This window comes from Bradyrhizobium sp. ERR14, assembly GCF_014198235.1.
Lineage (GTDB): Bacteria > Pseudomonadota > Alphaproteobacteria > Rhizobiales > Xanthobacteraceae > Bradyrhizobium.
In genome coordinates this window covers 18,247-31,447 of sequence record NZ_JACIHD010000010.1, presented here as the reverse complement: position 1 = coordinate 31,447, position 13,201 = coordinate 18,247, and the positions used below count along the sequence as shown (strand labels likewise).

Here is a 13,201-nt window from a genome sequence, read left to right as displayed (position 1 = left end):
GGCGCGAACCGCCGCACCATGCATTCTTCCTGATTTGAGGCCTTTGCCGTGACCGGACTGACCCATCGCCAAGCCGAAATCCTCAACATCGCGCGGGCCTCGGGCCGCGTCATGGTCGAGGAGCTCGCGCGCCGATTCGAAGTCTCGGCGCAGACCATCCGCAAGGATCTCAACGACCTCTGCGAGCGGAGATCGCTGACCCGCATCCATGGCGGCGCCATCATCGCTTCCGGCGTCGAAAACCTCGCTTACGAGGCAAGGCGCTTCGTCGCCGCCGACGAAAAGAAGGCGATCGGAGCTGCGGCCGCCTCGCTGATCCCGAACGGCTGCTCGCTCTTCATCAATATCGGCACCACGACCGAGGAGGTCGCGAGCGCGCTGACTTCGCACGAGGATCTCCTCGTTATCACCAACAATCTCAACGTCGCGATGCTGCTCTACCGTCATCCCCGCATCGAGGTGGTGGTCGCCGGCGGCACGGTCCGGCGTGCCGACGGCGCCGTGGTCGGCTCCACCGCGACGCAGCTGATCGGCCAGTTCAAGGTCGACTACGCCATCATTGGTGCGTCCGCGATCGACGAGGAGGGCGCCTTGCTCGATTTCGACTATCGCGAGGTGCAGGTGGCGCAGGCCATCATTGCCAATGCCCGCAGCGTCATGCTGGTCGCCGATTCCACCAAGCTGCGCCGCAGCGCCCCGGTGCGCATCGCGCACATCACCCAGATCCAGACCTTCGTCACCGACCAGGAGCTTCCGGAGCGCCTCGCCACCATCTGCCACAGCAAGGGCATCGAAGTGGTGGAAGCGCTGCCGAAGGGCGCGGACATCGACGATGCGCCGGCAGATAGCCAGGATGCGGCACCGGAAGCCGCGCCGGTGGTGCGGCTGAGATAGAGGCTTATGTACTGCTCCACGGATTGAGCAGTGGCACGCCCGTAGGTTCAAAATCCCCCACATTGCGCGTAACGACGGTCAGGCCGTGGACAAGCGCGGTGGCTGCAATAAGGGCGTCGCGTTCGGCCCGCGGATTGGGAACGTGAAGTTGGGCACAACGCTGCGCCACGGCCGTATCGATAGCCAGGATCCGCCTTTCGAAGCGGGCCAGAATGTGATCGTCGATCCAGGCGCGCAGGACAGCACCTTGCACCGCGTTTTTGCGCTCGATCAGGCGCGCGCCAAGTTCAATTTCGAGCATCGAGATGACAGACATGAAGAAATTCGCCGCGGGCGCTGTATTGGCCCAAGCAAGCATGTTGCGATCAGCCTTATCCGGCCGCCTCAGTTCGGAAATGACGTTGGTGTCCAGCAGAAACATCAGTCGAGATCGGCTGGCCTGGAGATTCCGCCGGTGATGCGAGGCGGATCGAAATCGAAGTCCGCGTTCGCCTGTGCCACAGCTTCGGCAAGGCTCATGTGTCCACCGCTCAGGCGCAGATAATCTTCGATGCTCAGCAGGACATGGGCCGGACGGCCGCGGTCGGTGATGAAGACGGGCCCCTTTGATGCTGCCTTCTTGGCGCCGCTCGTATCCTGATTGAACTCTCGGCTGGTCAGGGTGGTGACCATCGGTTCGCGCCTCCTCGCCTGCGTGGGGGCAAATTATATGTAGGCATGTTGCTACATTCAAGTCAGCTGAAGCGGTGCGGTGGGGCCCCTGAGCCGATCAGCCGAGCCGTCTGCCTCAAAACTGTCCGTTCTCCTGCTGATTTCTCCCCCGTATTGGCGTTGAAAAAAGTTTCGCTTTCACTTCCTTCCTCCTCTCTTTCGTCTTGCTTTCGTTTTTCGGTGTGATCTAATCAAAAACGAAAGTAGCCGCTCGACGGAACGAGCGGTCGCCGGGGGATGCGTCTGTTGGAGCGTATTTTCGACCTCGCCATCATTGGAGGCGGTGTTAATGGCTGCGGCATCGCGCGCGACGCGGTGGGCCGCGGCAACACGGTTTTCCTGTGCGAAATGAACGATTTGGCGAGCGGGACGTCGTCCTGGTCGACCAAGCTGGTGCATGGCGGCCTGCGCTATCTCGAATATTACGAGTTTCGCCTCGTTCGCGAGGCGCTGATCGAGCGCGAGATCCTCTGGGGCATCGGGCCCCACATCATCCGCCCGTTGCGTTTCGTATTGCCGCACCACGCCGGTCTGCGCCCCGCCTGGCTGCTGCGGCTCGGCCTCTTCCTTTATGATCACATCGGCGGCCGTCATCTGTTGCCGGCGACCCGCTCGGTCGATCTGCGGCGTGACGAGGTCGGCAAGCCGCTGATCCCGAATCGCTACTCTCGCGCCTTTGAATATTCCGACTGTTTCGTCGATGACGCCCGCCTCGTCGTGCTCAATGCACGCGATGCCGCCGACAAGGGCGCCGAGATCCGCACCCGCACCCGCGCAACGGATATCAAGCAATCCGACGGCCTCTGGACCGTGAGCATGGTCAACACGCTGACCGGTGAGCGCTCGCAGGTCCAGGCAAAGGCTCTGGTCAACGCCGGCGGCCCCTGGGTCGAGGACGTGCTCGGCCGCGGCGCCGGCGTCAACGCGAAAGCCAAGGTGCGCCTGGTGCAGGGCTCACACATCGTGGTCAGGAAGCTCTACGACCACGACCGCGCCTACATGTTCCAGAACGCGGACGGCCGCATCATCTTCGTGATCCCGTACCAGGACGATTTCACGCTGATCGGCACCACGGATCGCGACTATGACGGTGATCCCGCCAAGGTGAAGGCGACGGCGGAGGAGATCCAGTATCTCTGCACCGCGGCGAGCGAATATCTGGCGAAGCCCGTGACGCCGGACGACGTGGTCTGGACCTATTCCGGCGTGCGCCCGCTCTATGACGATGGCGCCAGCGAAGCCAAGGCCGCGACGCGCGACTACGTGTTCGAGCTCGACACGCCCGGCGGCGTGCCGCTGCTGTCGATCTATGGCGGCAAGATCACCACCTATCGCCGCCTCGCCGAGGAGGCGCTGGAGCGGCTCGCGCCCTATCTTCGCAGCGCAAAAGCGCGGGAGGGGTGGACCGGCAAATGGCCGCTGCCCGGCGGCGACATGAATGTGTCCGACATCGACGGCCTGATCGCCGAGCTGCAGCGCGGCTATCCCTTCATCAGTCATGAGCACGCCAGGCGGCTCGCGCGCGCCTATGGCACCAAGGCCATCAAGCTGCTCGGCGACGCCAAATCATCGGCCGATCTCGGCCAGGCCTTTGGCGCGACGCTGACCGAGCGCGAGGTCCGCTACCTCATGGCCAATGAATGGGCCGTGACCGCCGAGGACGTCGTCTGGCGCCGTTCCAAGCTCGGCCTGCGACTATCTGCCGACGAGATTGCTGCGCTTGACGACTGGATCAGGACCCACGCCGTGCCGCAAAGTCCTCTGCTGGAAGCGGGAGGACGCTCATGACCGTGACGCTCGATCACGTGACCCGAACCGTCGAGGGGGTCCAGCATATCCGCGACGTCTCGCTGACGCTTGAGAGCGGCACGCTGAACGTGCTGCTCGGGCCGACGCTGTCGGGCAAAACCTCGATCATGCGGCTGCTCGCCGGCCTCGACAAGCCGACCTCGGGCAAGGTGCTGGTCAACGGCAAGGACGTTACCGGCGCCGACGTGCGCCAGCGTTCGGTTGCGATGGTCTATCAGCAGTTCATCAACTACCCCTCGCTGACGGTCTACGAGAACATCGCCTCGCCCCTGCGCGTGCAGGGCAAGCCGCGCGACGAGATCGAGACGCGGGTGGCGGAAGCCGCAAAGCTGCTGCGGCTCGAGCCGTTTCTGAAGCGCACGCCGCTCCAGCTCTCCGGCGGCCAGCAGCAGCGCACCGCGATCGCGCGCGCGCTGGTCAAGGGCGCCGATCTCGTGCTGCTCGACGAGCCGCTCGCCAATCTCGATTACAAGCTGCGCGAGGAGCTGCGCGCCGAGCTGCCGCGCATCTTCGAGGCCTCGGGCGCGATCTTCGTCTATGCCACGACCGAGCCGACCGAGGCGTTGCTGCTCGGCGGCAACACTGTATGCATGTGGGAAGGCCAGGCGCTCCAGATCGGCGAGACTGCCAATGTCTACCGCCGGCCGCAGACCCTGCGTGTCGCGCAGGTCTTCTCCGATCCGCCGCTCAACCTCGTCGGTATCGAGAAGAAGAACGGCTCCGTTCAATATGCCGGCGGCACCGCCTCGCCGGCCTCTGGCCTCTATTCGTCGCTGGCCGACGGCGCCTATCGCGTCGGTTTTCGCGCGCATCAGCTCGCGCTCGCCAATGGCGAGGCCGATCGCCATGCCTTCCATGCCACTGTCACGGTGACCGAGATCACCGGTTCGGAGAGTTTCGTGCATCTGACCCGCGAAGGATCGAACTGGGTGGCGGTGCTGCACGGCGTGCACGAGTTCGAGCCCGGCCAGACGCTCGACGCCGTGCTCGATCCCAACGACGTTTTTGTGTTCGATGCTGCCGACCGGCTGGTCGCAGCACCTGGATCGTAAGAGGGGATGCGCCATGGCCCGCATTGACCTCGTCGATCTCGCCCATTCCTACGGCGGCAATGATGCGCCGCAGGACAGCTTTGCACTGAAGCCGGTGACCATGACTTGGCGGCAGGGCGGCGCGTATGCGCTGCTCGGCCCGTCCGGCTGCGGCAAGACCACGCTGCTCAACGTCATCTCCGGCATCATCACGCCGTCGCGGGGGCAAATCCTGTTCGACGGCAAGGACATCACACCTCTGTCAACCCAGAAGCGCAATATCGCGCAGGTGTTCCAGTTTCCGGTGATCTACGACACCATGACGGTCGGACAGAATTTGGCGTTTCCGCTGAAAAACCGCGGCGTGCCGAAGGCCGAAATCGACAAGCGCGTCGCCGAGATCGGCCGCCTGCTCGATCTCGAACCCTATCTGAACCGCAAGGCGACGCGGCTCACGGCCGATGCCAAGCAGAAGATCTCGCTCGGCCGCGGTCTCGTCCGTTCCGACGTCGCCGCCGTGCTGTTCGACGAACCGCTGACGGTGATCGATCCTGAGCTGAAATGGCAGCTCCGCTCCAAGCTGAAGGCGCTGCATCGCGAGCTCGATCTCACGATGATCTACGTGACCCACGACCAGACCGAGGCGCTGACCTTCGCCGACACCGTGGTCGTCATGCATGACGGCCGCGTGGTGCAGAGCGGCACCCCGGCCGAGCTGTTTGACAAGCCGGCACACACCTTCGTCGGCTATTTCATCGGCTCGCCCGGCATGAACATCCTGCCGGCCGAGGTGAGGGGACGCGAGGCGCGCATTGGTGGTCACGTCATCGCGCTGAACCGCGCCTACGACAATCTGCCTGCCGGCGCAAAGATCGAGATCGGCGTCCGTCCCGAATTCGTCGAGGTCGTGGCACCTGCGCCCGGCCTGCTCACGGCGAAGATCGAGCGCCTCGACGATCTCGGCCGCATCCGTTTTGCGCGGGCACGCCTTGGTGACGCCAAGCTCGCGGCGCGCGCGCCGGCGGGCTTCACGAGCGCGGACGGAATGGCCGGACTGAAATTCGATCCGTCCCACGTCCACGTCTATGCCGATAGCCTTCTGGTGGAGGGAGCCGCCTGATGGACAAGACCGTCAACCAAAAAGCCTGGTTCCTGGTGCTGCCGGTGTTCCTGGTCGTCGCCTTCTCGGCGGTGCTGCCGCTGATGACGGTGGTGAACTATTCGATGCAGGACACCTTCGGCAACAACCAGTTCTTCTGGAACGGCGTCGGCTGGTTCAAGGAATTGCTCGATCCCTCGACCGATCTCGGTGGCCGCTTCCTTGCCTCGCTGGGCCGCAATCTGTTCTTCTCGCTGGTGATCCTCGCGATCGAGGTGCCGCTCGGCATCGTCGTCGCGTTGTCGATGCCGCGCGAGGGCTGGACCGTGGCGGCCTGCCTCGTGATCCTCGCGCTGCCGCTGCTAATTCCGTGGAACGTGGTCGGCACGATCTGGCAGATCTTCGGGCGTCCCGACATCGGGCTGCTCGGCTACGTCCTCAACGCCGCGGGCATCGACTACAATTACGTCTCCAACGACATCGACGCCTGGGTCACCGTCATCGTGATGGACGTCTGGCACTGGACCAGCCTCGTCGCGCTGCTCTGCTATGCCGGCCTGAAGTCGATTCCCGAAGCCTATTACCAGGCCGCCCAGATCGACGGCGCCTCGCGCTGGGCCGTGTTCAAGGCAATCCAGCTGCCGAAAATGAACCGCGTCTTGCTGATCGCGGTGCTGCTGCGCTTCATGGACAGTTTCATGATCTACACCGAGCCGTTCGTCGTCACCGGCGGCGGACCCGGCAACTCCACCACCTTCGTGTCGATCGAGCTGGTCAAGATCGCGCTGGGTCAGTTCGACCTCGGCAAGGCCGCGGCGCTGTCGCTGGTCTACAACCTCATCATCCTGATCGTCTGCTGGATCTTCTACACCGTCATGACCAACGCCGGTGTCGAGCGCAAAGTCCAGGCGGAGAGCGAGCCGGCGGCCGAACCGAAGCCTTCGGCGGTGCTCAAGCCCGTGCCGGTGCTCAAGCCAAAGGAAGGAGTGGCGTGATGCATTCGATTCCCGGCCGCCGCCTCATCATGGGGCTATTTCTGATCTTCCTGCTGCTGCCGATCTACTGGCTCGTCAACATGAGCTTCAAGACCAACAGCGAGATCGTCTCGACGATGACGCTATGGCCGCATACCCCGACGCTGCAGCACTACAAGCGCATCTTCACCGACGAGAGCTGGTATTCCGGTTACATCAACTCGCTGGAATATGTCGTTCTCAACACCATCATCTCGATCTCGGTGGCGCTGCCGGCGGCCTATGCGTTCTCGCGCTACCGCTTCCTCGGCGACAAGCATCTGTTCTTCTGGCTGTTGTCGAACCGCATGGCGCCGGCCGCGGTCTACGCACTGCCCTTCTTCAATCTCTATTCGGCGATCGGCCTGTTCGATACGCCCTGGGCGGTCGCGCTCGCGCACTGCATTTTCAACGTGCCGCTGGCGGTGTGGATCCTCGAAGGCTTCGTTTCCGGCGTGCCGCGCGAGATCGACGAGACTGCCTTCCTCGACGGCTATTCCTTCCCGCGCTTCTTCATCAAGATCCTGGTGCCGTTGATCGCGAGCGGCATCGGCGTCGCCGCCTTCTTCTGCTTCATGTTCTCCTGGGTCGAGCTCCTGCTCGCGCGCACGCTGACCTCGGTGTCGGCCAAGCCGATCGCGGCGATCATGACGCGCACGGTGTCGGCATCGGGCATGGATTGGGGCCTCTTGGCGGCCGCCGGCGTGCTCACCATCATCCCGGGCGCGCTCGTGATCTGGTTCGTCCGTAACTACATCGCGAGCGGTTTCGCGCTCGGTCGCGTGTAAGGAGAGCGCGCATGATCCCGAAAAGTGGAAACCGGTTTTCGGACCAGATCATGCGCAAGGAGTAAGAGCATGGAATCCATCGCATGGATGGCCTGGACGCTGCCGACGGCGATCTTCTTCGCAGCGCTCGCCTGCACGCTCGCCGTGATGACGTGGCTTGCGGCGGTCTATCCCGAAGCCGAGCGGGTCGGTGTGCTCCGAATTCCGACCACGCGCGGCGACCGCCTGTTCATCTCGCTGATATCGGCGGCGGTCATCCACCTTCTCTGGATCGGCTTCTTCGGCACCGATGCGATCGCAACGCTGCCGATCGGCGAGGAGGGCGTTGAAATCTCGCGCCTGTGGCTCGCAAGTGGAATTTCGCTGGTCACGGCCGTGCTCATTTTTCGCACGGTCTGAAGCTCGCGAAGGGACGGCCAGATCCGGGGGCAATCCGGGTCTGTATAAAAGTTTGTCGCTGCAACGGAGGAACAACATGCGACAGTTTAGGAGAAGGAAAGGTCCATTGGCCAAGAATAGTTTTCTGACCATGTCCAGCGCCGCCGCCATCATTGCGGTGTCGTTCGCCGTCTCGGCGCCGGTCCGCGCCGCCGACGACGCCGTGATCCAGAAGTGGATCGCGGAATTCACGCCCTCGACGCTGTCGAAGGAAGACCAGAAGAAGGAGCTGGAGTGGTTCGCCAAGGCCGCCGAGCCCTTCAAGGGCATGGAGATCAACGTCGTCTCCGAGACCATCACGACCCACGAGTATGAGTCGCAGACGCTGGCCAAGGCGTTCTCCGAGCTCACCGGCATCAAGCTGAAGCACGACCTCATCCAGGAAGGTGACGTCGTCGAGAAGCTGCAGACCCAGATGCAGTCTGGCAAGAACGTCTATGACGGCTGGATCAACGATTCCGACCTGATCGGCACGCATTTCCGCTACGGCCAGACCGTCGTGCTGTCGGACTACATGACCGGCGAGGGCAAGGACGTCACCGATCCCATGCTCGACGTCAACGACTTCATCGGCAAGTCGTTCACCACGGGGCCGGACGGCAAGCTCTATCAGCTGCCCGACCAGCAGTTCGCCAACCTCTATTGGTTCCGCTACGACTGGTTCACCAACGCCGACTACAAGGCCAAGTTCAAGGCCAAGTATGGCTACGAGCTCGGCGTGCCCGTGAACTGGTCCGCCTATGAGGACATCGCCGAGTTCTTCACCAACGACATCAAGGAGATCAACGGCGTCAAGGTCTACGGCCATATGGACTATGGCAAGAAGGACCCCTCGCTCGGATGGCGTTTCACCGACGCCTGGCTGTCGATGGCCGGCAACGGTGACAAGGGCATTCCGAACGGCCTGCCGGTCGACGAATGGGGCATCCGGATGGAAGGCTGCCGTCCGGTGGGCTCCTCGGTGGAGCGTGGTGGCGACACCAACGGTCCGGCCGCGGTCTACTCGATCACCAAGTACCTCGAGTGGCTGAAGAAGTACGCGCCGCCGCAGGCGCAGGGCATGACGTTCTCCGAAGCAGGCCCGGTGCCGGCGCAGGGTAACATCGCCCAGCAGATGTTCTGGTACACCGCCTTCACCGCCGACATGGTGAAGCCGGGCATTGCCGTGATGAACGCGGACGGTACGCCGAAATGGCGTATGGCTCCCTCGCCGCACGGTTCGTACTGGAAGGAAGGCATGAAGCTCGGCTACCAGGACGCCGGCTCCGTGACGCTGCTGAAGTCGACCCCGGCGGATCGCCGCAAGGCGGCCTGGCTCTATCTCCAGTTCATCATCTCGAAGTCGGTGAGCTTGAAGAAGAGCCATGTCGGTCTCACCTTCATCCGTGAATCCGACATCTGGGACAAGTCGTTCACCGAGCGTGCGCCGAAGCTCGGCGGCCTGATCGAGTTCTACCGCTCGCCCGCGCGCGTGCAGTGGACCCCGACCGGCAACAACGTGCCCGACTATCCGAAGCTCGCGCAGCTGTGGTGGCAGAACATCGGCGATGCGTCGTCCGGTGCGAAGACCCCGCAGCAGGCGATGGACGCGCTGGCCGCCGCTCAGGACTCCGTCATGGAGCGCCTGGAGAAGTCCGGCGTGCAGGGCGCCTGCGGTCCCAAGCTGCACAAGAAGGAGACGGCCGAATACTGGTTCGCCAAGGCCCAGAAGGACGGCACGATTGCTCCGCAGCGCAAGCTCGCCAACGAGAAGCCGAAGGGCGAGACCGTCGACTACGACACCCTGATCAAGTCGTGGCCGGCAACCCCGCCCAAGCGCGCGGAAGCGAAGTAAGGCAAGGTCTCACAACGACGAAAGGCCGGGAGCAATCCCGGCCTTTTTGTTTTGCGCTTGTGGCACCAGCGCGTCTTACACACTGGGTGTCATTGCCCGCCAAGGCTGGCAATCCAGTATTCCGAGACGGTCGCGATTGAACCGAGAGGCCGCGGCGTACTGGATGCCCCGCTTTCGCGGGGCATGACAGCTTTCGTGTGGTTGGTCGTTACTCCGCCGGCTCGGCCGCGAGCGTCGGATAGTCCGTATAACCCTTCGCACCGCCGCCGTAGAACGTGGTCTTGTCCCAGTCGTTCAGCGTTGCGCCCTGCTTCAGCCGCTCGACGAGGTCGGGGTTGGAGATGAACGGCTTGCCGAAGGCGATGAGGTCGGCCGCGTTGGTGTCCAGCACCTTGGTGGCGAGATCGAAATCGTAGCCGTTATTGGCGACATAGGCGCCGGCAAAGCGCTTGCGCAAGGATGCATAGTCGAACGGCGCGATGTCGCGCGGGCCGCCGGTGGCGCCTTCAACGACGTGGAGATAGACCAGCTTCAGCGCGCTGAGGCCGTCGACGATATGGTCGTACAGGGCCTGCGGGTTGGAATCCGAGATATCGTTGGCCGGCGTCACCGGCGAGATGCGGATGCCGGTACGGTCGGAGCCGGCCTCGGCCACGACGGCCCTGGACACCTCCAGCATCAGCCGCGCGCGGTTCTCGATCGAGCCACCATAGGCATCGGTGCGCGTGTTGGCGCCGTCCTTGGCGAACTGCTCAAGCAAATAGCCGTTGGCGCCGTGAATCTCGACGCCGTCGAAGCCGGCCTCCAGCGCGTTCTTCGTGGCGCGCTTGAAATCGTCGATAATCCCGGGGATTTCGGAGAGCTGGAGCGCGCGGGGCTCGGAGACGTCGGCGAAGCCGCCGTTCACGAAGGTTTTGCCCTTGGCGCGGATCGCGCTCGGCGCCACCGGGGCTGCGCCACTCGCTTGCAGGTCGACATGCGAGATGCGGCCGACATGCCAGAGCTGGATGAAGATCTTGCCGCCGCGCTCATGCACCTTGTCGGTGACCTTGCGCCAGCCGGCGACCTGGTCCTTGCTGTAGATGCCGGGCGTGTCCTGGTAGCCTTGGCCCTGCTGCGAGACCTGGCTCGCTTCGGTGATCAGGAGCCCTGCGGAGGCGCGCTGGCCATAATAATCGGCGGCGAGCGCACCGGGCACAAATGTGCCGGGCACGGCCCGGTTGCGCGTCAACGGCGCCATGACCAGGCGGTTGGCCAGCGTGATCGGGCCGAGCTTGTAGGTCTCAAACAGTTTGGTCGAACGGCTCATGGGGAATGCTTCCAGGGGTGTGAGGTCCCGAACACTTGTGCATCGCGACATCGGGCGCAAGGGAGAAGCCATACGGAAAGTGCAGGCGAGCTACGCAACGGGGCCCGCGTAGCATAATTCATGTGCGATTTTGGCCGTGACAGTGGATTACGACTGCCACGGCCGTGCGATTTCGCAAATCAGTTCGCGCCCATAAAATCCCGCTTGCCGATCTCGACGCCATTGTGGCGCAAAATGCCGTGGGCGGTCGTGGCGTGGAAATAGAAGTTCGGCAGCGAGAACGCGCTCAGGAATTGCTGGCCCTTCATGGTGATGGATTTGTCGGGGCCGGCGGGGAAGGTGACGTCCTTGGTCTCGGCACCTTCGAACTGCTCGGGCTTGAACGACTTCACATAGTCGATGGTCTTGGCCAGCCGCTGCTTCAGCTCTGCGAAGGTCGTCTCGGTATCAGGCGTGGAGGGCACCTCGCTATGAGTCAGCCGAGCACAGCCCTTGGCGGCGAAATCGCTGACGAGCTGGACCTGCTTCGACAGCGGCAGCATGTCCGGGAAGAGGCGGGAGCCGAGCAGCACGCTCGGGTCGATCTTCTTGGCCGCGCAATGCGCCTCGGCTTTGGTGAGCAGGCCGGTCACGCTGTTCAGCATTTGCAAATAGGCGGGGACGACGGCGTCGTAGAAGGACATGTGATGCTCGCTTGTGAATGAGAAATCTCAGGAGAAAACCTGAGCTACTCACATGGGAGGCTCACGGAAAAATACAATCGCGGGAAGCTACTTGTGCAGTGCGAAAATTCTACCGCGCCACTCCCCCGCGGTCGTTGCTACACCCTCCGCTCTCATAGCCAATCCTCGGCTGTCATCGCCCGGCTTGACCGGGCGATCCAGTACTCCGAGACGGCGGTGATTGAACCGAGAAGCTGCGGCGTACTGGATTCCCCGCCTTCGCGGGGAATGACTACGGATAGATCAGTTAACGCAACGTCCCCACCGGCTGGGCCTGCGCCGTGGCGCCGCGCATGCGCGCCAGCAGCTCGGCGGTCGGCCAGGAATCGGCCGGCAGGCCGTGCTTGATCTGCATCGCCTTGACGGCCGCGCGGCTCTGCTGGCCCAGCACGCCGTCGACCTTGCCGACATTGAAGCCCGCACGCACGAGCAGTTGCTGCAGTTCCTTGAGCTCGTTGAACGGCAGCTGCGCCACCGGCGCCGACGGCTTGCGCATCGGTGCGGCACCTGCAATGCGCGAGGCGAGATAGCCCGCGGTGGTCGAATAGATCAACGAGTTGTTCCACTCGGTGTAGGCCGCGAAATTCGGGTACGCCATGAAGGCCGGACCATTGCGTCCCATCGGCAGCAGCACAGAGGCTGCGAGATTGTCATTCGGCAGCGGCCGGCCGTCGGGATAGGTGACGCCAAGCTGCGCCCATGTCGAGCGCGGCTCTCGCACCGTGAGATCGGTCTTATCCCATGGCAGGTTTTGCGGCACCTTGATCTCTTCCAGCCACGGCTCGCCGCGCCGCCACTTCAGGCCGTTGGCAATGTAGTTCGCGGTCGAGCCGATCACGTCGGCTGGCGACCGCAACAGGTCGCGCCGTCCGTCGCCGTCATAGTCGACGGCGTAGTTGACGTAATGCACAGGCAGGAACTGGGTCTGCCCGAGCTCGCCGGCCCAGGAGCCGATCATCTCGTCGGGATGCAGATCGCCACGGTCGATGATCTTCAGCGCGGCGATGGTCTCGCCCACGAACATCTCCGAGCGACGGCAGTCATAGGCGAGCGACACCAGCGATTTCAGCGTCGGCAGATTTCCCATGTTGGCGCCGAAGTCGCTCTCCAGCCCCCAGAACGCGGCGATCACCGCCGGCGGCACGCCATATTCCTTTTCCGCACGCGCGAATGCGGCAGCGTATTGCTTGATGTGCTGCTGGCCGTTCTGCATGCGATAGGGCGCCGCCATGCGGCCGGCGAATTCGATGAAGAGCTGGCCGAACACGCGCTGGCCGCGGTCGCGGTTGACGATGCCCTGGTCGTAGACGAGGTAGGGCGAAGCCTCCGCGATCGTCCGCTGCGATACGCCGGCGGCCACAGCCTGTTGCTTCACGTCAGCGAGGAAGCGATCGAAGCTCGCACCGTTATGGCAGGACGCCGCACGCGGCGAGGCTGCGGTGGTCCTGGGTGCCACGGGCTTGGCGGGCGGCGGCGCGAACTGGGCGGAGGCAGTGGCGGAGCATGCGAGGAGCGCGACGGCCGCGATCAGAAATCGGGTCTGGACCATAGGG

13 protein-coding genes are annotated in these 13,201 nt (G+C 63.6%); 8 read left to right on the top strand and 5 right to left on the bottom strand.

The window, feature by feature from the left end:
* Positions 1 to 48: 48 nt before the first annotated feature.
* Positions 49 to 894 carry a DeoR/GlpR family DNA-binding transcription regulator gene (locus GGD62_RS25475; protein WP_183710827.1) on the top strand — a complete coding sequence of 282 codons (846 nt, stop codon included), beginning with the start codon at positions 49 to 51 and terminating at the stop codon, positions 892 to 894.
* Positions 895 to 898: 4 nt separating this feature from the next.
* Here the strand turns inward: GGD62_RS25475 and GGD62_RS25470 are convergent, their stop codons facing one another.
* Both GGD62_RS25470 and GGD62_RS25465 read right to left on the bottom strand, forming a co-directional pair.
* Positions 899 to 1,315, bottom strand: coding sequence for a type II toxin-antitoxin system VapC family toxin (locus GGD62_RS25470; protein WP_183710825.1), 417 nt, complete (start codon positions 1,313 to 1,315; stop codon positions 899 to 901).
* A complete protein-coding gene (locus GGD62_RS25465) occupies positions 1,315 to 1,566 on the bottom strand; it encodes a type II toxin-antitoxin system Phd/YefM family antitoxin (RefSeq protein ID WP_183710823.1) in 252 nt (83 codons plus the stop codon). The genes GGD62_RS25470 and GGD62_RS25465 overlap by 1 nt, the downstream gene beginning before the upstream one ends.
* Positions 1,567 to 1,842: 276 nt before the next feature.
* On the opposite strand from GGD62_RS25465, the gene glpD reads away from it, so the two are divergent.
* The 7 genes from glpD to GGD62_RS25430 all read left to right on the top strand — a co-directional run bounded on the left by glpD (position 1,843) and on the right by GGD62_RS25430 (position 9,617).
* Entirely contained in the window at positions 1,843 to 3,393 is a 1,551-nt protein-coding gene (gene glpD / locus GGD62_RS25460; protein ID WP_183710821.1) for a glycerol-3-phosphate dehydrogenase, read from the top strand.
* A complete protein-coding gene (locus GGD62_RS25455) occupies positions 3,390 to 4,466 on the top strand; it encodes an ABC transporter ATP-binding protein (RefSeq protein WP_183710819.1) in 1,077 nt (358 codons plus the stop codon). Before glpD ends, GGD62_RS25455 begins: the two co-directional genes overlap by 4 nt.
* Positions 4,467 to 4,479: 13 nt before the next feature.
* The gene (locus tag GGD62_RS25450) at positions 4,480 to 5,565 is read left to right on the top strand and encodes an ABC transporter ATP-binding protein (protein ID WP_179737149.1); all 1,086 of its coding nucleotides are present in this window, start codon (positions 4,480 to 4,482) and stop codon (positions 5,563 to 5,565) included.
* A complete protein-coding gene (locus GGD62_RS25445) occupies positions 5,565 to 6,539 on the top strand; it encodes a carbohydrate ABC transporter permease (protein WP_183710817.1) in 975 nt (324 codons plus the stop codon). The genes GGD62_RS25450 and GGD62_RS25445 overlap by 1 nt, the downstream gene beginning before the upstream one ends.
* Entirely contained in the window at positions 6,539 to 7,345 is an 807-nt protein-coding gene (locus GGD62_RS25440; RefSeq protein ID WP_018323268.1) for a carbohydrate ABC transporter permease, read from the top strand. Before GGD62_RS25445 ends, GGD62_RS25440 begins: the two co-directional genes overlap by 1 nt.
* A gap of 69 nt (positions 7,346 to 7,414) precedes the next feature.
* The gene (locus tag GGD62_RS25435) at positions 7,415 to 7,744 is read left to right on the top strand and encodes a DUF2160 domain-containing protein (RefSeq protein WP_018323269.1); all 330 of its coding nucleotides are present in this window, start codon (positions 7,415 to 7,417) and stop codon (positions 7,742 to 7,744) included.
* 130 nt (positions 7,745 to 7,874) lie between these two features.
* Positions 7,875 to 9,617 (top strand): ABC transporter substrate-binding protein, encoded by a 1,743-nt coding sequence (locus tag GGD62_RS25430; RefSeq protein WP_026202903.1) that lies wholly within the window; start codon positions 7,875 to 7,877, stop codon positions 9,615 to 9,617.
* A 208-nt stretch (positions 9,618 to 9,825) separates the two neighbouring features.
* Here the strand turns inward: GGD62_RS25430 and GGD62_RS25425 are convergent, their stop codons facing one another.
* The 3 genes from GGD62_RS25425 to GGD62_RS25415 form a co-directional block, all read right to left on the bottom strand.
* Positions 9,826 to 10,926: an alkene reductase gene (locus tag GGD62_RS25425; RefSeq protein WP_183710815.1), complete on the bottom strand. Its 1,101-nt coding sequence runs from the start codon at positions 10,924 to 10,926 to the stop codon at positions 9,826 to 9,828.
* A 179-nt stretch (positions 10,927 to 11,105) separates the two neighbouring features.
* On the bottom strand, positions 11,106 to 11,609 hold the full coding sequence (locus GGD62_RS25420) for a DUF1993 family protein (RefSeq protein WP_018323272.1): 504 nt from the start codon (positions 11,607 to 11,609) through the stop codon (positions 11,106 to 11,108).
* A 286-nt stretch (positions 11,610 to 11,895) separates the two neighbouring features.
* Positions 11,896 to 13,197, bottom strand: coding sequence for a lytic murein transglycosylase (locus tag GGD62_RS25415; protein WP_183710813.1), 1,302 nt, complete (start codon positions 13,195 to 13,197; stop codon positions 11,896 to 11,898).
* Between the last annotated feature and the right edge of the window lie 4 nt (positions 13,198 to 13,201).

What these genes read in the sequence shown, in the direction of transcription:
- GGD62_RS25450 (WP_179737149.1), top strand. Translation starts at nt 4,480, where the DNA reads ATGGCCCGCATTGACCTCGTCGATCTCGCCCATTCCTACGGCGGCAAT.
- GGD62_RS25445 (WP_183710817.1), top strand. Translation starts at nt 5,565, where the DNA reads ATGGACAAGACCGTCAACCAAAAAGCCTGGTTCCTGGTGCTGCCGGTG.
- GGD62_RS25425 (WP_183710815.1), bottom strand. Translation starts at nt 10,926, where the DNA reads ATGAGCCGTTCGACCAAACTGTTTGAGACCTACAAGCTCGGCCCGATC.
- GGD62_RS25435 (WP_018323269.1), top strand. Translation starts at nt 7,415, where the DNA reads ATGGAATCCATCGCATGGATGGCCTGGACGCTGCCGACGGCGATCTTC.
- GGD62_RS25430 (WP_026202903.1), top strand. Translation starts at nt 7,875, where the DNA reads ATGTCCAGCGCCGCCGCCATCATTGCGGTGTCGTTCGCCGTCTCGGCG.
- glpD (WP_183710821.1), top strand. Translation starts at nt 1,843, where the DNA reads ATGCGTCTGTTGGAGCGTATTTTCGACCTCGCCATCATTGGAGGCGGT.
- GGD62_RS25420 (WP_018323272.1), bottom strand. Translation starts at nt 11,609, where the DNA reads ATGTCCTTCTACGACGCCGTCGTCCCCGCCTATTTGCAAATGCTGAAC.
- GGD62_RS25470 (WP_183710825.1), bottom strand. Translation starts at nt 1,315, where the DNA reads ATGTTTCTGCTGGACACCAACGTCATTTCCGAACTGAGGCGGCCGGAT.
- GGD62_RS25440 (WP_018323268.1), top strand. Translation starts at nt 6,539, where the DNA reads ATGCATTCGATTCCCGGCCGCCGCCTCATCATGGGGCTATTTCTGATC.
- GGD62_RS25415 (WP_183710813.1), bottom strand. Translation starts at nt 13,197, where the DNA reads ATGGTCCAGACCCGATTTCTGATCGCGGCCGTCGCGCTCCTCGCATGC.
- GGD62_RS25465 (WP_183710823.1), bottom strand. Translation starts at nt 1,566, where the DNA reads ATGGTCACCACCCTGACCAGCCGAGAGTTCAATCAGGATACGAGCGGC.
- GGD62_RS25455 (WP_183710819.1), top strand. Translation starts at nt 3,390, where the DNA reads ATGACCGTGACGCTCGATCACGTGACCCGAACCGTCGAGGGGGTCCAG.